The organism is Nostoc sp. ChiVER01, from assembly GCF_034531155.1.
Taxonomy (GTDB): domain Bacteria; phylum Cyanobacteriota; class Cyanobacteriia; order Cyanobacteriales; family Nostocaceae; genus Nostoc.
In genome coordinates this window covers 44,427-66,662 of record NZ_JAVRBS010000008.1, presented here as the reverse complement: position 1 = coordinate 66,662, position 22,236 = coordinate 44,427, and the positions used below count along the sequence as shown (strand labels likewise).

14 protein-coding genes, 1 tRNA gene and 1 pseudogene are annotated in these 22,236 nt (G+C 42.3%); 9 read left to right on the top strand and 7 right to left on the bottom strand.

The genetic code is table 11. From position 1 onward, the window contains the following. The first annotated feature begins 1,335 nt into the window (after positions 1-1,335). Entirely contained in the window at positions 1,336-1,791 is a 456-nt protein-coding gene (locus tag RMY00_RS12815; RefSeq protein ID WP_322647911.1) for a response regulator, read from the top strand. A gap of 38 nt (positions 1,792-1,829) precedes the next feature. Here the strand turns inward: RMY00_RS12815 and RMY00_RS12810 are convergent, their stop codons facing one another. Both RMY00_RS12810 and RMY00_RS12805 read right to left on the bottom strand, forming a co-directional pair. Continuing rightward, positions 1,830-2,954: a hybrid sensor histidine kinase/response regulator gene (locus tag RMY00_RS12810; RefSeq protein WP_322647910.1), complete on the bottom strand. Its 1,125-nt coding sequence runs from the start codon at positions 2,952-2,954 to the stop codon at positions 1,830-1,832. A 35-nt stretch (positions 2,955-2,989) separates the two neighbouring features. Then, a complete protein-coding gene (locus tag RMY00_RS12805; protein ID WP_322647909.1) occupies positions 2,990-4,318 on the bottom strand; it encodes a hybrid sensor histidine kinase/response regulator in 1,329 nt (442 codons plus the stop codon). Positions 4,319-4,855: 537 nt separating this feature from the next. Between RMY00_RS12805 and RMY00_RS12800 the strand changes: the two genes are divergently transcribed. Both RMY00_RS12800 and RMY00_RS12795 read left to right on the top strand, forming a co-directional pair. After that, positions 4,856-4,981: a hypothetical protein gene (locus tag RMY00_RS12800; protein ID WP_322647908.1), complete on the top strand. Its 126-nt coding sequence runs from the start codon at positions 4,856-4,858 to the stop codon at positions 4,979-4,981. Between the two features lie 433 nt (positions 4,982-5,414). Then, positions 5,415-6,140 carry a response regulator transcription factor gene (locus RMY00_RS12795; RefSeq protein WP_322647907.1) on the top strand — a complete coding sequence of 242 codons (726 nt, stop codon included), beginning with the start codon at positions 5,415-5,417 and terminating at the stop codon, positions 6,138-6,140. Positions 6,141-6,224: 84 nt separating this feature from the next. On the opposite strand, the gene RMY00_RS12790 is transcribed toward RMY00_RS12795, so the two are convergent. Beyond that, on the bottom strand, positions 6,225-7,586 hold the full coding sequence (locus RMY00_RS12790; protein ID WP_322647906.1) for a lipid-A-disaccharide synthase-related protein: 1,362 nt from the start codon (positions 7,584-7,586) through the stop codon (positions 6,225-6,227). A 466-nt stretch (positions 7,587-8,052) separates the two neighbouring features. On the opposite strand from RMY00_RS12790, the gene RMY00_RS12785 reads away from it, so the two are divergent. The 5 genes from RMY00_RS12785 to RMY00_RS12765 all read left to right on the top strand — a co-directional run bounded on the left by RMY00_RS12785 (position 8,053) and on the right by RMY00_RS12765 (position 15,219). Further along, positions 8,053-8,766 (top strand): type 1 glutamine amidotransferase domain-containing protein, encoded by a 714-nt coding sequence (locus RMY00_RS12785; RefSeq protein ID WP_322647905.1) that lies wholly within the window; start codon positions 8,053-8,055, stop codon positions 8,764-8,766. Positions 8,767-9,564: 798 nt separating this feature from the next. Beyond that, positions 9,565-11,640 (top strand): outer membrane protein assembly factor, encoded by a 2,076-nt coding sequence (locus RMY00_RS12780; RefSeq protein ID WP_322647904.1) that lies wholly within the window; start codon positions 9,565-9,567, stop codon positions 11,638-11,640. Positions 11,641-11,993: 353 nt separating this feature from the next. Beyond that, entirely contained in the window at positions 11,994-12,641 is a 648-nt protein-coding gene (locus tag RMY00_RS12775) for an Abi-alpha family protein (protein ID WP_322647903.1), read from the top strand. A gap of 480 nt (positions 12,642-13,121) precedes the next feature. Continuing rightward, on the top strand, positions 13,122-14,744 hold the full coding sequence (locus RMY00_RS12770) for a serine/threonine-protein kinase (protein ID WP_322647902.1): 1,623 nt from the start codon (positions 13,122-13,124) through the stop codon (positions 14,742-14,744). A gap of 343 nt (positions 14,745-15,087) precedes the next feature. Continuing rightward, a complete protein-coding gene (locus tag RMY00_RS12765; protein WP_322647901.1) occupies positions 15,088-15,219 on the top strand; it encodes a hypothetical protein in 132 nt (43 codons plus the stop codon). A gap of 34 nt (positions 15,220-15,253) precedes the next feature. On the opposite strand, the gene RMY00_RS12760 is transcribed toward RMY00_RS12765, so the two are convergent. Both RMY00_RS12760 and RMY00_RS12755 read right to left on the bottom strand, forming a co-directional pair. Continuing rightward, a complete protein-coding gene (locus tag RMY00_RS12760) occupies positions 15,254-17,773 on the bottom strand; it encodes an Ig-like domain-containing protein (RefSeq protein ID WP_322647900.1) in 2,520 nt (839 codons plus the stop codon). Positions 17,774-17,891: 118 nt separating this feature from the next. Beyond that, positions 17,892-18,854, bottom strand: coding sequence for a glycosyltransferase (locus tag RMY00_RS12755; RefSeq protein ID WP_322647899.1), 963 nt, complete (start codon positions 18,852-18,854; stop codon positions 17,892-17,894). Positions 18,855-19,193: 339 nt separating this feature from the next. Between RMY00_RS12755 and RMY00_RS12750 the strand changes: the two genes are divergently transcribed. Then, positions 19,194-19,466 (top strand): hypothetical protein, encoded by a 273-nt coding sequence (locus tag RMY00_RS12750; protein ID WP_322647898.1) that lies wholly within the window; start codon positions 19,194-19,196, stop codon positions 19,464-19,466. A gap of 893 nt (positions 19,467-20,359) precedes the next feature. On the opposite strand, the pseudogene RMY00_RS12745 reads toward RMY00_RS12750, so the two are convergent. Both RMY00_RS12745 and RMY00_RS12740 read right to left on the bottom strand, forming a co-directional pair. Next, positions 20,360-21,523 (bottom strand): annotated as a pseudogene (locus RMY00_RS12745) (CapA family protein); the annotation flags it as partial. 369 nt (positions 21,524-21,892) lie between these two features. Then, positions 21,893-21,977, bottom strand: a tRNA-Ser gene (locus RMY00_RS12740). Positions 21,978-22,236 lie beyond the last annotated feature (259 nt).

The following is a 22,236-nucleotide window of genomic DNA, read 5'->3' as shown; positions in this document are numbered from 1 at the left end:
AAATAACTCAAAGAGTCAATTTACCTCTATTCCGATGAGAGTCTATTTTTGACTTATCTGAGTTTTAATAAAAAAAGACCCTGGATATTATTCCAGGGCGCATACACGTTTTCAGGCATTAACAGGCTGAATAATAACTTTGTAAAATAGTTATTTCTACTATCTATAGAATGATACTAATATCGATCCCTATATGGTAGTAGTGATTCTTTGTTGCTAAACTTATTTATAAATGATATTTAATAAAATTAACTTAATAGAGTTTGATAATATTGCTTATTCCTTTAGCATTAGACTAAATATTCCGTAATCTAATATTAAGATAAAGTTATATTCAAAGCTCGCAGAGTAAGGATTACCTTAATTATTTATAGGTTTTCCTTGCTTGATATTACTAATAAAAAAGGCATGGCTAAAAGCCACACCCCATATATACCAGTGTTTTCCATATTTATTTTAGAATTACTTTGATTTCAATTCATCTATCTATAGTGTGTTTAAAAAATAGTTAGATACTTCAGTACGTACTAAGAGAAATCCCCCATAGGTCGGGGGCTGCAAGTCAAAAGATAATATTAGATTGGCTTAGTTGCTATGGTAGCGCTTGCCTCACTTACAAAAACACTTCAAAAGTTTGAATCTTCTTTAAAGAAAGATTGTGATAACCAACACAAACTAAAATTATTATAAGGTTTAATTCTTTTCATTATCGTCTCGTGGTCGTTCAGTAGCAGCAGGATTGACCACAGGTTTAGTTGTAAGTTGCTTTTTCTTGTCAAGAAGAACTGCGATCGCTAACTTTACTAAAGTTTTCTGGCGTGTTTGACCGATATTATTCCTGCTGAAAGCCTGATCTAGAGCAACAAAAAGCGGATGCGCCCAAAGCCCACAAAAAATCTTCTGTAATTTTGCGTATAATCGAAAAGTATCTACTCAACTTATCTGCTTGAGGTTTTCTTACCTCAGCTATTTTTGTATGAATTAGAATTATCAACTAGGCAAAAGCAAAACACGAGTCAATCCTAACTGAGTACTATTCTATTATTCGCAGTAAGCCTAGTTTGTATAGCAGTCCGCTTTGATTTTTGAAATTATTTGCATGGTGCGTGTTCGCGTTCGCGGAGCGTGTCGCAGACAAGCGTCTCCCACAGGAGAAGCGTCTCGTACAGAAGCGCGATAGACAGGGAGTAGGAAGAGATGCGATTAATCGTGTCTCTATTGGGGAGTCGGGAAGAAGACTTTTCAGGGTATACTGATTTTTTCAAAGAATCAAATATACGTCCTATATCTCTCAAGTAAAGATGATGAATCCTAATAAAATCTTCTGGAGAAGAGATGTATTTGACACATTCATTCATGAGTGATGAAAATAAGCAAAACTCTTACCAGCCCTTGATTCTGGCAGTAGAAGACGATGATGATAGTCTCCTGGTAATTAGTTATGCTCTGGAGTCAATGGGTTATAGATTCATTTGTCAAACGGATTCTTCTGCAACGGTGCTGGTAGCTAAAGAACATCAACCAGACTTAATCTTATTGGATATTTTATTACCAGGTCTTAGCGGTATGGATGTTGTGCGTCATCTAAAGCTTGAACCCCTAACTTGTGCAATTCCGGTGGTAGCTGTCACAGCTTTAGCTAGCACGGAGGATCGTGAGCGTATTCTCAAGGCAGGATTTAATGATTACATCAGCAAGCCTTATATGATCGAGGAATTAGAGGCTATAATCCGCCATGAGCTGGCAAGAAAATTCACCCCTTACCCAGCTTTGAAGCTTTGCCAAGATTAGCAGTCGAGCATAAAAATATAAAGGCAAAGGTGAAAGACTTAAATGTTTTTAGGTAGTTGCATAGTGAACAAACTACCTTTACCTAGTTCAGAGGTGACTTTGATAGTTCCTGCGTGCGCTTCTATAATTCGGTGGGATAAATGTAGTCCTAAACCACTACCTGAGCGTTTATGTTTGCCTTGGCGAAATCGCTCGAAAATTGTTGCCTGATCTTCGGGCGCAATTCCATATCCTGTATCTTGGATCTCGATTGTTACCGAATCTGCATTTTCTGAATTAAGTGGTGTTTCAAAAATGCGGATTGTGATGCCTCCTGTATCTGTAAATTTGATGGCATTTGCGATCAGGTTGTTTATCACTCGCCGTAGTTCCAAGCGATCGCCCATAATAATACCCGCGTTTTTGCCCTGTGGATCTAATTCACGAGTATCTATTTTCAGAGTCAAACCTTTTTCACTAGTTAGAGGACTTAGTTCGCTGACTACTTCTTGAGATATTTCACGTAAATCGCATTCTTCCCAATTCAACGTTTTTTTACCTGCCTCGAAGCGATAGACTTCAAGGAGGGTGTTTACCATGTCCATCAAATTTTGGTTACTGCGAATCATAACTGCGATCGCCTGTTTCATTTCCGGCGAAATTTTGCAGAATGTTTCCATCTCAAACAAATTCAACATGCGATCGGCGGCTACTAAGGGAGTTCGCAAATCATGAGTCAGACGGGAAACAAAATCTTCGCGTTGGCGGGCCATTTTTTGTTGTTCGTCCAAACTGTGCTTGAGACGCAATAGCGATCGCACCCTTGCCAATAGTTCATCAGTATCAAATGGTTTACGAATAAAATCGTCTGCACCAGCATCCAAACCTTCGACAACGCTGGATTCGTGAAAGGCAGTAATCAGCAGAATTGGAATATAACTAATTGCTGGGTTATTCCGAATCCGACGTGTGACTTCATAACCATCTATCCCTGGCATCATCACATCTAACAGAATCAGATCGGGTGGAGATTGTTCAACTTGCTGCAAAGCCTTTATTCCATCTGAAACTAAATGAATTTCATACCCCTCACTTTCTAAAATTGCTTGAACCAAAATGAGATTATCTGGAGTATCGTCAACTGCGAGAATTCGATAAATTCTATTATTTTCAACTACAGACATAATTTATCAATTTTTATTAGTTTTTTGAAAGTAATTTATAGTTTAAATTTAGGATATCCTATTGGTGCTTGCCTAGCTTGAGAAGATGAATGATGCGGATTTTTAGTAGAGGAAAAAACCTGGTTGCTATCTATCGGTGGAGCATCGCCTCCTACAGCCGATAAAGTGATTTGACGCGGCAATTCAATTTTAAACGTTGAACCCACTCCTAATTTGCTCTCAAGAAGTATTTTGCCGCCCATCATTCGCACTAGTGAATCTACAATTGCCAAACCCAACCCTGTACCTGGATATTTCCGAGTAAGAGTTTGATCGACTTGTCGAAATGCTTCAAAAATACGTTTAAAATCTCTCGGTGCTATGCCAATACCTGTATCCCGAATAATAATTGTGACTTGATTTGCAGGTAGTTCCTTAACTTCAACGCAAATTTCACCTGACTCTGTAAACTTAATGGCGTTGGAGAGCAGGTTAATTAAAATTTGTTTGACACGAACTGGATCATTAAATACCAAACTATTTTGCAAATCAGTTTGCACTAATAATGATAGGTTTTTAGCGTCAGCTAAAGAACGCATTTCACTTACAGCAAGATTTATTACTTTTAAGACATCAAATATTTCCGCCTTTAAGTCTAATCGTCCTGCCTCTAGTTTGGAAAAGTCGAGAACTTCATTGACTAGCATTAGCAAATGCTTACCATTATTTAAGATACGCTCAACCATATCTGCTTGCTGGTGCGTTAGTTGACCAAACTTAGGACGCAGCAGTATTTGCGAAAAACCAATAATCGCATTCATTGGCGTTCTTAGTTCGTGGGACATAGTTGCTAAAAAATGTGATTTTAGCACTGATGCCTCTGATAGCTTGAAGTTTTGCATTTGAAGCTGTTGCTGTTGTCTCTCCAATTCTTGATTCTTACGAACAAGTTGTTCATGGCTTTCTCTAAGCTGATCTTTTGCTAAAGCTACCTGTATTTCAGCCCGATAAACCCGAATCGCACTCCGCAGAACTTGTGCCAAATTTTCTGGAGATATTCTAGACTTAGAGAGATAGTCTGTAACACCAGTTTTTAATAATTGGACAGCAGTTTGCTCATCTTCTTGACCAGTTAGGACTACTAAAGGAACTTTAAGTTCCGAAGAACGTAGCTGTTGAATTAAGGTTAGTCCATCCTGATCTAGTAAGCGATAGCCGAGGAAAACACAATCATAAGCAGTAGTGCTTAAAATAGAAAATGCATTATTGCCATCGGCTACTTCAGATAGTTCCATTTGAATACCTGCTTTAGTCAGGGCACAACGGACTGCCATCCGGTCTACTTCATCATCATCTACAACCAAAATTTTCAGCGTATCTTCCATCGGTTTTTATTTTTGCCGCTAAACATAGGTTGATGTATAACATTCCTGTTTTGAGATTATCTAATTAAAATATAAGATTTTCGGACATCTAAAATCTGTAACTTTATTGACTAAGGCATTTTGCACAATATTCAATACTTATTGAGCTTTGTCATCATCTCTAAAAAGTTAGGGAAGGTCAGTTAGCTCCAAATTAAAAATTAATAATTAACATAAATTTAGAGTTTTGTATCATGAGTCTGTTTCGCTAATTAACAAACCAAAAACTATTGGTCTGAAGACAGCAAACATAGCTAATATAAAGTAAAATAAAATACTTTACTAAGCTTAAAACAATTGTAATTGAGTCAGCAAGCGACCGTCGTCACCCATTGGTGAGAGTTGCATACCATTGTTATGTACCATAAGCTTGAGTAGTTATACTCATAGGATTGATTAATTAGGTAGATAAAAAAGTAGCTCCTTATACCAATTTGTGAATTTGAAGTAATCCTACCTCATGAGATTTCGACAATTTTCTTAACGATCGCTAGACCCGTGTTAGTATTTTTGTGGCGATCGCAGTCTTCCACATCCACTGAAAAGTCAGGTCAGCAAGCTTCCCACGAAGAACAACGAATTACTTTGCTGCTAGTAATTGCACCAAATTTTAACGCCGTCTAATTCTCTTCTATAAGGATAACCATTAGAGGGATCAATCCAATGAATCCAAAGGTGTGGTTAAAAAGCACTCGAAACCATCGTTTACTTTGTCGTGAGATAATTTTTACCTTTTGTAATTTGTCCATTTTTGTAAGCTTTATACAAGATAATAGTAATTAACTAATGGAACATGGCAACTGAAAACTGAATTTTTCGCACGGGAGGAGCAGTTTTGCATTAACCTCAATCTTTCATACTTATTGTGCAAGTATCTATATATCTCTAGCTAGATTTATTCTCTATCTAAATGTTAAAAAATAGGAGGTTGATTATTTCTATCGGTGGATGCAGAGTGATTGAAAGATCATCTATCTTTAGATTGGGAAAATAAAAGATAGCGCTTACAAAAAGTAATACCTTGAAAGATGCAAACAGCGTAAGAGCGAGTGTAGCAATGAATGAAATTAGCATTATTTTAATTGAAGATCATGACTTAACGCGAATGGGACTACGAGCAGCATTACAGTCTCACAGCGCATTAAAAGTAATTGGCGAAGCAGCAAATGCTACCCAAGGACTAAAACTTTTAGAAACGGCAAAGCCAGATGTAGCGGTTGTAGATATCGGTTTGCCTGATATGGATGGCATTGAACTCACTCGCAAATTTAAACGCCACCAAGCTGAAACTGGGCAATCGGCAACCAAGATTTTGATCCTGACAATGGATCACACGGAGGATGCTGTACTTGCAGCCTTCGCGGCGGGTGCTGATTCTTATTACATGAAAGAAACAAGTATCAGTAAATTAACTGAGGCGATCCAAGCGACTCACGGTGGTAATTCTTGGATTGATCCGGCAATTGCCAACGTGGTATTGCGGAAGATGCGCCAAGGTATTCCTGGAGAGAGCCAAGGTTCTGATAAAACGCCGAAGACTGTAAAAATTGAGGCATTGGCATCAGAATACGAGCAAGTTTTGGAAACATACCCCCTGACTCAACGAGAACTAGAAATCCTAGAATTGATTGTAGCTGGGTGTAGCAATGGGCAAATTGCCGAGAAACTCTACATTACAGTTGGTACTGTGAAAACCCATGTTCGTAATATTTTAAATAAACTGTGTGCGGATGACCGTACCCAAGCTGCTGTAAGGGCTTTACGTTCTGGGTTGGTAGCGTAAGGAAGGGGGGATGAGGGAGCAGGGGGAGCAGAGGAGCAGAGGAGCAGAGGAGTAGAGAGGAAATAACCAATGCCCAATGCCCAATCAAAATCTTTCCTGTAAATATTCTGCAATGCGTAATGCTGCTCCGGGTTTACCCATGCGTCGTAGACCATTTTCGGCAATAATTTGCAAAATATCAGGATCTTTGAATAGAGACTGTACAACCTTCGCTACTTCTGCTGACTGCTCAACTAAAATCAAAGATGAGCCTAAAAGACGACTTTGAGCTTCAGCAAAGCCACGGTTATATTGAGGGCCATTACCAGGAATTGCGATCGCAGGTTTTCCTAAACCGATAAACTGTTCTGTGGCTGTACCTGCCATAGCGATCGCTATATCTCCCAAATGTAAGCAATCATTATAAGCTTTTTGTGTCATCAGTAAATATGCATTTCTTTTTTTAAATGTCAAAACATTCGCATCAGCAATTTGGATAGGACATGTTGATTCAGTGCGCCAACCTTGGGATTGGACACTTTGGGATAAAATATGAGAGTCTAAACCCGGAGCGATCGCACCTAAAAAGATCACTCGGTTAGAAGTATAGAAAATCGAATTTCGCTCTTGGAAACTTGCCATCAACGCAGATACAGCAATCATAATTGCTTCCCAGTTGGCGTATGCCTCTGGTGGACGGGAACCTGAAAGAAGAGTTACTACAAAAGGTCGAACAGTCTCTTGTTGTTGGCTATCCTGACTATAAAATTGTTGGCGTGAAAAGGTCGGTTGCAGACCATCCATCATGGGATTACCCAAATAAAAAGCTGGAATAGGCCATTGTTTTAATGTTTCCGTCGTCAGTGCATCTCTAAGAAACACCGCCTTACAACGGCGACGGCTCATTAACCAACGTTCCCAAGGATGGTAAACTGAACCAGAAAAGTTTTCCCAACGCATATCTTTAGATTTTTGTGGTAATAATCCAGCTTCATCCCGCACATAATATTCAGATTTCGCCGTACCTACAAAAGCATAATTAGCGCCACTGAAAGTTGCAAACAACAGTGGCAAAATATCTCCCACCGCTAAAATCGCTCTTTTATGACCTAATTTTTTTTGAGAACTCACCCAACGACGAATAGCTTTTATCTGGGTAAGGGTAAGTTGTAACAAACCACCGCGTACATCCCGTGCTAATTGGCGGCCATCCATATAAATAAAGCCGCCAGAAGGCATAGTGCGAACTGAACCGATGAGGGGAATATCCAACTGTTGGTAAGCATGTCCTTCACCCACCAAAGGTAAAGCAAAGATTTCTGGTGGGTTTAATTGTCGTTGGAGTTCTTGTAAAATCCGAACTGCAATGATATCTTCCCCATGACCATTACTTAATACAAGTAAGTGTAAAGGAGAAGTTGCAGCTTGAGAGTTAGAGCTTAGGGATAACCGGGATACATTACTCATAGAATCTTGCATTAAGTATTGTGAGTATCAAGCGATGCTGATATCATGCCATGAACAGTGCCGAGTTCCCTTAGCGTTAGCGGAGTGTTTAGCTAATGCCTCGGCTTCGATTTGAAAGACCACTCAACAAGGGGTAGCCACTGCGGTAGAAAGCTTTCTCGGCATGAAGCAAGTGGTATCGGCACTTTTACCAAGTAAAAAAATGCTGAGTATTTCTTAATTCACTCAGGACTCAGCACTGAGTTCTATGAAAAGCACCCAGATTTTGATAAACCGCAACTTGGGTTAGTATAAAGCTATAGGAATTCTACTTGATTATTGTTAAATATACTGAGAGCTAAATCTTTATACAGTTAGCTCTTATGGTTTTTCAGGCAATCAAATAGGAGTCCTATATCAGGTAAACACAAGCTCTTTGAAGGTTTATCTGATGCCAATCTTTGATTTAATAATGGGAACTAACTTTATGTCTCAGAAAGTTCTAGTTGTTTTAACCAGCCATAACACCTTGGGAAACACAGGCAAAGAAACCGGATACTATTTGCCAGAAGTGAGCCACCCAGTCGCCGTTTTCGAGCGAGCTGGCTTGACTGTTGATTACGTCAGTCCCAAAGGTGGGAAAGCACCCATGATTGGGATTGATCGTAATGATCCAGCGAACGCTGCATTTCTCGACAACCCTGAGAAGATGGCACAGGTGGAAAATACATTGAAACCAAGTGAGGTTGATCCATCAGCTTATGATGCAATCTTCTTTGCGGGTGGACATGGCACAATGTGGGATTTTGCTGACAATTCTCAGTTGGCTAGCATTGCAGCAAGCATCTACGAACGAGGTGGTGTAGTTTCTGCCGTGTGTCATGGCCCTGCTGGGTTGGTCAACATCCGACTTTCAAATAATGAGTATTTGGTAGCCGGAAAGAAAGTGTCTGTCTTCACCAACGAAGAAGAAGCAGCAGCAGGATTAACCGATATTGTACCCTTTCTGTTAGAAGCAAAGTTGATTGAGCGGGGTGCAACAGTAGATAAAGCACCGAACTTTCAAGCAAAAAGTGTGGTGAGCGATCGCTTAGTTACTGGACAAAACCCAGCCTCAGCAACGGGTGTTGCTGAAAAGGTGGTGGAACTTCTGAAACAGCAAAGTCCTAGCCTTGCCTCAAGCGCAGGTTGGGCCGAATAGAAAAACAATAGATAATATTTCTTTAACAAGAAGAATCATTATGGTGAGAAAGGGGTTGCCGATGGTAACTCCTTTCTCACTATAATTTTCTTTTAATAAACAGAAATATTTATTAGAAGTGGATAACAATACTATAGGAATCGTATTTGATTTTTGAAATTATCTCCGTGGGCGGGGAGTGGGGAGTAGGGAGTAGGGAATAGGGAATTAGGCTTTTTAATTTGTACCAAGCTTTTTCAGAAATCAAACATTAGTCCTATATTTAATATTAAAACTCTATAAGAATCGTATTTGATGTTTGAAATTATTTACGGGGGCAGGGAGTGGGAAGTAGGGAATAAGGAATTAGGCTTCTCGATCTGTACCGAGCTTTTTCATAAATCAAATATTAGTCTTATATTCCTTCAACTTTTAAAGCAATATTTATTACCCAGGCGTACAGAATTAATAGTAAATGGGGATCTGAGCATTTCATACTGCTAGCGTGAAACAAAAAATGATAATTAACTGTCTAGTATATACAAAGGTATGAATGGGTAAATCCACAAATAAGCTGGAAGTTAGTGTTATCCCTATTCCTGAACCTTTGTATAACTCAATACAGTTCAGTTAAGCATTTCTTTCTTCTCTCTGCGTCCTTGGCGTCCTTGGCGGTAGCCTGCGGCAAGCCGTTCGCGTAGCGTCTCGTAGAGAAGCGTCTACGTTAAAAAAATTGAGTTTGACAAAGAGTTTTAGCCTTAACTGAACCGTATTTTTGTATAACTAACTCTCAGTTAATTAGCTTAAATATTATATATTATGAAAATTTCTGCTACTGCAATTTTGACTTTAGCGACTTTGGCTGCTGCCAATGTTACTCAGCAAGCAACGGCTGCACCGACTAAAGCCGTCACTCCAACTACAAAAACCGATGACTTAGTAGTGCCAGTAATTGAAGATGCTCCCACCCGCATAGAAACAATTGCTTCGCCAGAAACTATAGTTGCACAACAATTTTCCCAAAATACTGCCCCAGTGCCAACAACTGTTAACAACAACTCCACAGTAGTTTTAAAACCAGTAGACAAGGCAACACTAAAACAATCAGTAATAATCCCCCTTATTTCCTCTGCTTCTCGTCCCCAAACCCCTGCTACAGATAACTATTTAGTAGTTACGGCTACAGATGTACAGGTAGTAGGAGCCAATCAGGAATTGCAGCAAATCATTCGCAAAGTAATTAAAACCCAGGTGGGTGGAGAAACCAGTCAAAGCCAGCTACAAAAAGATGTAACCGCAATTTTAGATACAGGTTTATTTAGCAATGTGAATGTGAATAGCTTTAGCACACAGGCTGGATTGAATGTAGTTTATCAAGTGCAACCAGTGATTGTGCGCTCGCTGCAATTATCTGGTGCTAAAGTACTCACCTACCAAGTAGCCCAACAACAGTTACAATCTCAAATTGGAACCACCATCAGTCCTGCTGGACTCCGGCAAGGAGTAGCACAAATTAACAAATGGTACGCCGACAATGGTTATAATTTGGCACGGGTGTTATCAATTAAACCCAGTTCTCAAGGTATTCTCACTGTAAATGTTGCTGAAGGTTTGGTGAGTAATATTAAATTCCGCTTTGTCAACGACGAGGGTAAAACTATTGATAGCAAGGGTAATCCCGTGGGAGGACGCACCAAAACAGATTTCCTGCAACAGCAACTCAAGCTAAAACCTGGTCAAATCTTCCAAGAAAATATAGTTAAACAAGACATACAACAGCTATATCGGACTGGTTTATTTGAGACTGTAAATGTTGCCTTAGAAGGAGATGCGACAAAACTAGATTTAGTCTACCAACTCAAAGAAACTGGGGCGCGTGGTGTTAACTTGGGTGGTAGTTACAATGCCGATCAGGGGTTAATAGGTACAATCAGCTATCAAGATCAGAATGTTGGTGGTGTTAATGATACTTTAGGTGTGAATATTGGTGTAAGTAGCCGAGACTTGCAGTTTAATAGCAAATTTATCAGTCCCTATCGGATAACTAACCCCGATCGCTTAGGGTACACTGTGAATGCTTTTCGTAGTCAAGAACTTTCGGAAACCTTTGACGACAAGATTAAGCTTGCTAACGGCGACAAAGTTCGAGAAGGTCAAATTGGTGGTGGTGTCAGCTTACAGCGACCAATTGATGACTGGAATACCTCATTAGGATTAAACTATACCCGAACTAGTATTCGCGATCGCCAAGGTAATATTACCCCAACCGATGCTCAAGGCAATCCCCTATCTGCGAGTGGAACTGGTGTTGACGACCTAACTACCGTATCCTTCACCGCCACCAAAGACCAACGAGATAATCCCCTCAATCCCACTAAAGGTTCCGTTCTGAGTTTGAGTACAGAACAATCTGTCCCCATCGGTCAAGGAAATATTTCCTTAAATCGCCTCAAAGCCAATTACAGCCAATATTTGCCAGTGCAGTTATTTAACACCAAACAACCACAAGTATTTGCTGTGAATCTGCAAGCTGGTACTGTCCTTGGTAATTTACCGCCCTACGAAAGCTTTAATTTGGGTGGTTCCAACTCAGTACGCGGTTACGATTCTGGAGATGTCGGGAGTGGTCGCAGTTATGTGTTAGCTTCTGCAGAATATCGCTTCCCCGTCTTACCAATCGTAGGGGGTGTATTATTTGCCGATTTTGCCTCAGACTTAGGCTCCGGTGATACTGTATTAGGAGATCCAGCAGGTGTGCGAGGCAAAGCAGGCTATGGTTTTGGTTATGGGGCTGGAGTGCGCTTAAATTCACCACTAGGCTTAATTCGGGCTGACTATGGCATTAATGACCAAGGAGAAAGCAAAGTGCATTTAGGTATAGGTCAGCGATTTTAAGAAAGTGAGCATTCAGCACATTATGCGGATTTCTTCCAAAAACCGCAAAAATAGGAGTCAAGTAGATGAAAGTTTCTCTAGCTTTAAGCGAAATTCTCGTTTTGACACGATAACTCTTTGGAAATTGAAGTCGTCAGTTGACTACTGCATGCAGTTGCAACGCACTACATCCAGCCGTGCATTAAATTTCGCTGCTAAACTGCTAACGACCTTGCTGTAAATAGTAGCTAGACACTAAGCACAATCAAGGTTTAAATAGAAAGGGTTATTTCTTGTTAGGGAAGTGATAAATATAGAATCAATAACACCCATTAGAAGTAACATTTTTCTGCAAGATATTTAAAGGTACTATTATGGCACAGGATTTGACCGGTCTAGGAGAAGCTTCAAAAGCAATTGTAGAGTTATATAAAGAATCGGGAATAAAAGAATTAATGAAAACGTTGTTTGGCCCAGCAGCTAAAGAATTAGGTTCAACTTTAGGAGATATTGTAAAAAGCTGGCGAGAAGAGAATGTTTATAGAGCTTTACAAAAAGCACAAAAACGGATGGAAGAAAAAAAAATTTCAGGAAGTAATGTTGACAAAAAATTTCTTCTCAAGTGGACAGAGGAAGCATCGTTTGAATCAAACGAAAGTATGCAGGAAAAATGGGCTAACCTATTGATGTCATCGCTTGCAGGAATTTCAATACATCCTAAATATGTAGAAACCCTAAGATTATTGGATGTTACAGATGCTAATGTGCTAGAGATTATACGTAATGAGCGTAGAAATAATAATAAAATAACAAATGATGAAATAATAACACAACTAAAACAAAAAGGAATAGATGTTACAGACGAAATATTACGGGATACTTTATCTAACTTAGTTACAAGAGATTTATGTGATGTAAGTAACCTACAAGGTAAACCAACATACAACGAAATGAATGTTGAAAATGTTCGTATTAGCTATTTTGGGAATAAATTTTTAAATATAGTCAACGGCGAAAGCTGATATGAGAACTTCAAAATAGCAGAGAAGGAAACTAAAATATTGATTAAAAAAGTAACAAAAATTACTAGCTAAAATTTCAGGTGCAACTATAAACAAAATTAAAAGTAGTGTATCTCCTAAATTTCTATATAATTTTAAAGATTACTGAATTGGTGTTTTTAAGTCGAGTCAGTGAATTAGTCTTTGGTATTGCAGCAACTAGCGGTGTCTAGTCATGCTTTCTCCCTGATATCACGGATATAGGAGACAGCTTTATCCTGTCTCCTACTTCAGGATTTCTTGACTCTCGCGTTATCCTATAAAGATAAAACTGTTGTGTTTATAGGGAGGTCTTTCTTACTTGGATTCCAACAACTAAATCATCCCGTAAGATAGACAGGCAAAAACCCTGCCCCATATCAAAAAATATGGGAAAATCTTTTAGGAATCCCTTAATACTCAGGACTCGCTACTTATCTGCTCACTCAGGACTCAGGATTTATGTTAGCAGGCACAATTTTGCAAGATGGAAAATATACCCTAATTCAAGAAATAGGGCGGGGTGGCTTTGGCATTACGTTTAAAGCTACGCATCACTACTTGGGCCAGGAGGTGGTGATGAAAACCATCAATGAACGGCTGCGACAACATCCTGATTTTGCAAAATTTGAGCGCCAATTCCAAGATGAAGCCAGACGATTAGCTACGTGTATTCACCCAAATATAGTCAGAGTTAGTGATTTTTTTGTCGAGGCTGGACTGCCTTACATGGTGATGGAATACATTCCTGGCGAAACCTTAGGAGACGCATTTGTATTACCAGGGATACCTTTACCAGAAGCCACAGCAATTCATTACATCCGGCAAATTGGTGCAGCCTTGCAGGTAGTACATAACAACGGTTTGTTACATCGAGATGTCAAACCAGATAATATTATCCTTCGTGAAGGAACCCAGGAAGTAGTACTGATTGATTTTGGCATTGCTAGGGAATTTAATGGCAGTGTCAGGCAGACTCACACAGGTATGGTTTCTGAAGGTTATTCTCCTATTGAGCAGTATTTAACGCAAGCGCCGCGCACACCCGCCACAGATGTTTATGGTTTAGCGGCAACCTTGTATGCACTGCTGACAGCTCAGGTTCCTATGCCAGCATTGTTGCGCGATCGCGAGCAAATGCCTTCCCCCCGCGAATTGCAACCACACTTAAGTGCTTCTGTCAACCAGACCGTAATGCGCGGTATGGCGGTGGAATCTCGTTTTCGGCCAGCGACAGTTGCTGAGTGGTTACAACTGCTACCTGGAAATGGGGCTAATATGACACCGCAAGCCTTAGCCACTTATGCAGTGCCAACTGTCAATTTATCTGCCCAGCAGGCAGTAACTTTAATTGGGAATGGGAAAACTTCTCAGAATGGCATTCATAAACCATCTGGTTTGGCGCAGCCCAACCCAGGCATGGCTAAAAAAAATGTACTGGCAAAAAAACTGGGATCATCTCAAATATTCATTGGTATAGGTGTAGCCCTGGTTGCTGCTACGGCGGGTTTTGGCATCACTAGCATCTTACCCAAATCTCAGCCACAGCCAACCGCAAAACCACTTTTTGAACAGCCAACTCAAGAACCACCTGCAAAAGTTCCTAGCTTAGAGAGTCGTGAAGAGACTAACACCACCTCAAGAAGCGAATCAGCACCTGTTTATAATTCCAAGCAGCGTCGGCGTAATCGTCGTTCTTTCCCACAAGAAACTCCTAACATTCCTACAAAATCACAACGCGGCGATTCTGAGCAATCCGCACCTTCACCTAAAGTTTCGCCTACCCCCTCGTTAGTCGAAAAACTACGGGCTATTCGTTCATCTCGTAGTGCTTCTCCTGCACCACTACCAAAAAATAACTCACCCGCTTCTAATCAGAATTCTGCTTCTCCTCAACCGATAGTTCCGTCAAATCCTGTGGTTATACCAACAGCGCCAGCGACAGAATCTAAACAGTCAGAATCCAAACAGTCAGATCCTTCTGCTGTAGTAGTACCGACACTGGACAAGCAAAATTCACCGACTGATAGTCAACCCCAGAACGATCAGAAATCTCAGGAAAAGCTACAAGATGACAATAATTAGTCAATTTTAAATTTTTATTCAATCTAAAATTTAAAATTCACAATCTAAAATTGAACGCCTCTTGCTAATACAAAAACATCTTTTTGTTTATTATTTTATCTTTAGGTAAATTTATTATTTACTCTTTTGACTATTCTCGTCATCTAAAAAACTTCTCTCTAAATCAATACTTTAGCCAAAATAAGAGGATGAAGAGAGGGCCGATGTAATAGAGTTATTGTCTTCGCATAAATTTCCCAGCTTGCGTGCGATCGTAAACTTTGAAGAGATAGGGCTGCGGTAGTAGAGTTATTGTCTCTGACAACGACAACTCAAAACCACGGCTTAAAACAACGCTAAATCAATGGTTTTAACTCTTTTATTTTACAAAACTCACAACTTGTTCCAATTTGTACGTATCTCGGCTGTACCCCATGTTGAGGGCGTTTTGACGGTGGACAAAAAAATGGCGCGATCGCCCCAACAATTAAGTTGATGAGACATCGCGCTTTGCAATTGCATTTTTTAACTTAGATAGTGACAAAATCGGCAGAGGTAATCAGATTGGAGTTAATTCCTGTCAGGGTGGCTAACGTTTCACTGCCTAACTGGATCGAGGTATTGCTGCCACTGGCACTGATGGTCAACTGCCCAAAGCTCAATCCGCCTGTCAAACCGATGAAGTCAGCCCCGTCTGTGTAGTCAGTGATGGTGTCGCCTCCAGCATTTTTTGCCAGCACAAACGTATCCCGTCCTGCACCTCCTGTGAGCACGTCTGGTCCATTGCCGCCGTTGAGCAAATCATCCCCAGCCCCGCCACTCAGCGTATCGGCTCCATTGAAACCGCTGATAATGTCATCACCTGCGGTGCCAGTCAGCGTTTGTTTGCCATTGCCGCCATTGATGGTTCTGCCCACTGCTAGTGTCACCGTTGCGTTATCCGTCAGGTTGCCATCGCTGAGAGTGTAGACAAACGATGCGCTGCCGCTGGTGTTGTTGGCATTGGCAGTAAAGACAATATTGCTGCCGTTGATGGCAACTGTGCCTGAGGAACTGGTGACATTGGTAATGCTCAAGTTGGAGTTGGCATCGGGGTCAGTGTCGTTGCCCAGCAAGCTGGCAATGGCGATCGATTTAGCAATGCCTGCACCGGCCGTAAAGCCACTATCATCATTGGCTATGGGCGCTTCGTTAACGTTGCTCAAGGTGAGGGTATAGTTGGTTGAGGCATCGGGAGTGTTGCCCACCGTGGAGTCATCCACGTTCACCGTGACGTTGTAAGCTGCTTTACCTTCATAGTTGAGGGTGGTGTTGGCTTTGAGGTAGAGGGCGTTGTTTTGAATGGCAAAGAAATTGGCATCAGCTCCACTCAGACTGAGGGTGTTACTGCCCAAACTATCGTCAGTGATGCTGATATCGGCCAGCTTAATTGCGGAGGGAGTGGGGGTATTTTCTGCCAGCGTGGTGGTAGGGTTGAGTAGATTGACGGCAGTGGGCGCTTCGTTAACGTTGCTCAAGGTGAGGGTATAGTTGGTTGAGGCATCGGGAGTGTTGCCCACCGTGGAGTCATCCACGTTCACCGTGACGTTGTAAGCTGCTTTACCTTCATAGTTGAGGGTGGTGTTGGCTTTGAGGTAGAGGGCGTTGTTTTGAATGGCAAAGAAATTGGCATCAGCTCCACTCAGACTGAGGGTGTTACTGCCCAAACTATCGTCAGTGATGCTGATATCGGCCAGCTTAATTGCGGAGGGAGTGGGGGTATTTTCTGCCAGCGTGGTGGTAGGGTTGAGTAGATTGACGGCAGTGGGAGCGGTATTGGGAACGGAATCAATGGAGCCATAGATATCGTTATTACTAGTCGAGGCAGTGTTGCCTGAAAAAGTAAAGTTGCTTCCTCTGACTACGGGAGCTGTCGTCACGCCTGCCTGAGTAGCAAGTTGAGGCGTCACAGCAAAGATCGCCCCGCCTAAGCCCTGTCCATTGCTCGCTCCGGTGCCACCTGTGGCGGAGTTGCTGGTGAAGCTGGTGTTGAAAAGGGTGAGGCTGCCTGACCGAATGAAGATAGCACCGCCTAACCCCGCACCGCCGCCGCCAGTACCGCCAGTACCGCCAGTACCGCCGCTGCCGCCGCTGCCGCCAGTACCGCCGCTGCCGTTACCACCGCTGCCGCCGCTGCCGCCGCTGCCGCCGCCGAAGCCGCCGCTGCCAGCGCTGCCACCACCACCAGCGCTGCCACCACCACCAGCGCTACCACCACCAGCGCTACCACCACCACCACCACCACCACCACCACCACCACCAGCGCCACCACCAGCGCCGAAGCCACCTAAGCCACCGGAGCCACCCAAGCCGCCGTTGCCACCCAAGCCGCCGTTAAAAGCACCACCATCGCTGCTGCCGTAGGCGCCGCCGCCGCCGCGGCCGCCCAAGCCGCCGCCGCCGCCGAAGCCGCCGCCGCCGAAGCCGCCAGTTCCGCCATCGCCACCAGGACTACCGTTGGCGCCATCCCCGCCGTTGAGGCCACCAGACTGCAATATAAATCCACTGACGGAGTTGCCGCCACCGCCGTTCAAACCGTTGTTGCCAGTGCCACCGTTACCGCCGATCGCCTGGTTGTTGGTGAAGTTGACGTTGTTGATGGTGACAGTGCCGTTGTTAATAAACAGGGCACCGCCAAACCCACCGTTACCCCCTGCACCATTGACACCATTGCTGCCTTGCGCCCTACCGTTTGCTAGTGTCAGGTTCGCAATAGACACAATACCTTGATTGACAGAAAATAATGACACATCGCCTGCGTTGTTAATGCCGTTGTTGTTGACATCGCCGCTGATGGTGAGATTACTGCCACTCGTGCCTTGAATGCTGATGTTGCTCGTAATGGTTGGTAAGGCACTAGTCAGGCGGAAGGTAGAATTGGCAGCCACATCGAAGATGATGATGTCATCGCCTGCCGTGTTGTTAGCGGCAATGATTGCCTCTCGCAGTGAATCAGTGTTGTTGCTGGTGTCGTTTTCGTCATTGATGGTGTTTACAGTGAACGTTGCCATGATTAAAATCTCTTAAGCTATCAACAAGTTAATCGGTCGAGATACTGGTCAAATGGAATCGTTGGGGTTGGGATGTTCCACCTCTGGTTTGGGAGGGGAACGATTGCCAGGAATGGCTTCAGGCAGCGTGAGAGTAAGAAGGATAAGAAGCCCTGTCGCTCTCCTCGTGGGGGATAGAATCGGACTGCTGCAATTGCTGCGAGGTAGCAGGTACAGCACCAGCATTGGTTGGCTTTTGATCGATAAAGAATCTTGCTTGCACTTCCACCCGCAGTTGATAGCGATCGCTCAAGCCGCGTCGAAATAACGCCTCGTTAATTGCAAGCTGCGACTTCAGCACTTGTTCAATCGTGCGAGTGCTGCTGACACTGGTCGGATGCAAACGGTAGTAGTAGAGCGGCTGATTCAAATGCCAAACCTCGGTCACTTCTGACAGGCGCAAACACAGGTCGTAATCCTCGACTGATTCAAACGCTTCCCGAAAGCCGCCAATCTGCTCATAGACCGAGCGACGCAACAGCCGGAAGTGAAACGTCATGAAGTCAATTAGCAGTCGGTCTGGGCTGTAGGGGATTTGGCAGCGATGCCCTAACCCTTGTACCTGTCCGCCTGCGTTTATTGTCCAATGATCGGTGTAGACCATGCCCACTTCTGGATGAGAGTTCAGCACCGCAATAGTGAGTTCCAGCGCTCGGAAATCTAAGGCATCATCGCTATCGACCTGACCAATGTAGGTGCCTTGAGCCGCAGCATAAGCCCCCTTGAGGGCATGAGCGGCACCTTGATGAGCGGCAGCGATGACGTGAACGCGAGCATCTTGTTGAGCATAGTGATTGGCAATATCTAGGGAGCGATCGGTTGAGCCATCGTCCCAAATCAACAGTTCAAAGTCTCGGTAGGTTTGGTTCAGCACGCTGCTGATTGCCACTTCTAAGTAGCGATCGCGGTTATACACTGGCATGACGATCGATACCAAAGGCGGTTTGGAATCAGTAGATGATGACAAGAGAGCGTCAGCGAAATTAGGAGAAACCGTTGCAATACTGTGATTTGAATAATTGCGATTTAGTTTAGAAGACATAGAAGCTAATGGCTATGGAAAGTTTAGATAGTAAAGAAGGCAGGAGGCAGAGGGCAGAAGGGAAGAATTTGAACGGGGCAATAAAGCCGCCCAATTCTTGGCCACCAAATCAGAGATTATGGTGGGGGACGTAAGAACATGTTCCCTCTGGTCACGGGCAGAAGGCGAAGACAGTATTCCTTCTGCCTCCTGCCTTCTGCCTTTCTTGTTGAGAAGATTAGGGGGTTATCTTGAGGCTGGCGCATCTGCTGCCCGATATTTCCATGCAAAAACAGCACGACAATAGCGAACACTGTCGAGAAAGGAAGCGTCTAAGCTGTAACGAAATCGGCTAAGATAATGAGACTAGACTTAACACCTGTTAGTGTCGCTAGTGTGGTGGTGCCTAACTGCACCAAGGTATCGCTGCCACTGGCACTGATAGCGATCGCTTCCAGCTCGGTTAGGTCTCGGATCTCACTCGACGGAGATTTGCACGGAACCGAAAGTATTAAAAATTACCTAATCGATAAAAATAATATTGCGCCTCCAAGCCTTCTAAGCGCTTTCCAACTTTGCCCCAGCCTTTTAGAGCAAGGGCAAGACCTTTGTCCAAAGCCAGCTAACTATTAATTGTGTAACGCGAATTGCGGTGACGGTGAGTCCTTGAGGAACTACAAATGAGAACTCATCAAGATTGTTTTGCAAAGATTCGGGTAATGCACCTGTGATGATATTCTCTCCTACACTCAGGGAGCTAAGTGCAGTGGGATTGCGTATATCATCTGAAAGATCGTCATTGACTGCTTCATTTCATAATTGAACTGCTGTCATTTTTCCCTAAATTACAGGTTTTGAGACGTGCGGATAAAAAAGTACCAGTCAGTCTCAGCCAATTGTGATATTCCACTTTTGATCCAGTAATGGTCACATCACACAAGCTAGATAAACAATAGAAGTAGTGATTTGTGAAAGTCAAGTTTTGGTATAAAAATTTAACTAATTTTCTGGCAGAGAAAATTAGAAAATGCCGACATGCTATCTGCCAGCATTTAACCCCATATTCTGTACCCCTACTTAATCTATCGGTAATTACTGAGGTAAAAATAAAACTTAGAATCAAAATAGACATTTAAATTCAGAAACTACAGTTATGCCGGATGGAAGAATTTCCAGTAATATCATGGTCGAATAAGCTGTTTAATAAGTCCGTTGTACACAGAGTATATAAGAGACTACCTTTGAGCGATGTCTGACGACAAGCCGCCCTTGAGCGTCTACGCTTCCATGATGTTTGGCAAAAATAGAGTCAAAAGCCTGAGCGTATTTTATTAGCGCAAATTTTTGCCAAGCTCACTTCTTTAGGGCGTATTCATCCCAGTTCTACGGGCATTGAACCCTCGTAGTTTGGCTAAGGTATTGTAAATCTCTCTCCTTTTAGGATAGATATTTTGGACTTTTGCCCTTAAAGGTCGGGAAGAGGTTAAGTTTTTCTTGGGCTTTTCTACATTAACTGAATTGTCAGATTTATTCTTCTGTACAACAACCTCACCCTTCTTATTAATCTTTACCGGATTTTTGGGAAAAGCTTGAGTATTCAAAGAACGCATAAGTTTCACAGTCCGAAAATACCGATCAATTTGAGGGATTCCCTGCCCATTCATCCGCACGGGAATAATTTTACTTGATACCAAATTTCCCGCCGAGTTAAGTTTAACTTCTAAAATCATCGAGTCACCCGTCTGGGCATTTGTAGATAAAGTTCGATATCCCAGAAAGTTGCCTAAAGAATAAGCGATAATTTTTCCCTTATAAATTTCCATCGCTCTCGGAACATGAGGCCCATGTCCTAATACTAAATCTGCTCCCGCATCAATCATGTTTCGAGCAAACTTAATCGAATTACCTCGGTTTTCTCCATAAAAAAACTCTGTCTCATTCTTAACATGTAGCGCCCCCGTTCCTTCGGCTCCAGCGTGCATCGATACTATTACAATGTTGGCCTTATTTTTAGCTTCTGTTACAAGTGCTTGGGCTGCTCCTAAATTATTGATGGAATTATACATTTCATAAGGAGAAAACCCGATCATTGCCACAGGAATATTGTTAGCTTGCAAATAAAGAATTTGATTTTTATGACCTAATGTTGCAATGCCCACAGCCTCAAGATTTTTCTTTGTATCTTTGAACCCTACCGGGCCGAAGTCCATTGCATGGTTATTAGCCATATTAAACACATTAAAACCAGCCTCAGCAAATAGCCGAGCATATCCAGGTGGAGAGCGAAAGGCAAAGACTTGTCCTCGACCAATATCTTTAGTAGTGTAGGGATAATTAGTTAAGCTACTTTCAAAATTACCAAACAAGATATCAGATCCTTGCAAGTGAATTCTCACCGACTTTGGTAATAATTGCTCTCGAAAACGGGGTAATCTATAGTTAGGAAAATTAGTGCCGGGAATAATATCTCCAACGGCTTTGATAGTAATAGTCTCTCGAAAGGTTTGTCCTTTTGTTGATGGCGTAACAGGAATAGCTAATGGGAATGATACAGGTTTAGTGGGTGTAGTAGCAGCGTTTAATCGCTGTGATTGCCCAAGCCGGATAACGATTCCTATACTAATACCTAGATATAAACAAACACTGATAACAATAAATGAGGGTACTTTCCCCATGCTGCGATTTACCATCGTTCACTCCTCACACGATGGCATTAGTGTATCCCAAAAAAATGTGTAGTCAGTGTATATTTTAATGTACTTTTGGCAATATTTAACTAAGTAAATACTGGTATATAATCCCGTTTCACACAAGTTCCCTTACATATCAATACTGCACGCTTTGTGCATTTTTAACTCGGAATTGGGTTTTGGGAAAAGGTTAAAGGTTTTTTCTTTCCCCTTTCCCCTTCCCCTTTTCCCCAAAACCTGACAAGTATTGCCTTACATATATATGCTTAGGGGCGTACATCTGTGTGCTCTTACTTGTAAATAGTCCTACATACCATCTATGAAGCTAAACATCATCTGTTTGTCTAGTTCTTCGGCAATTATTTTAAACGGAGAGGGGGGGATTCGAACCCCCGTTGGGTTTCCCCAAAACGCATTTCGAGTGCGTCACCATGAACCGCTCGGACACCTCTCCAGGTATATTATTCACACATTTGAATATTCAAATGCTGTGAAGTAAGGGAAATTTTAGCATATTTCCTATAGTACTATAACATTATCGCTCTATCTGCGTAACGGAATGGTTCGGGAACGCCGATGGCTAATTAAGGTGTGTAGATATGGAAAAAGACGTCGCAAATTTTATCTTATTACATCAGCATGACTTAAAAATAACAACCCTCTTATTATTCTATAAAATATTTTTTTAATCAGCATCCTCTGATCTCAACCAC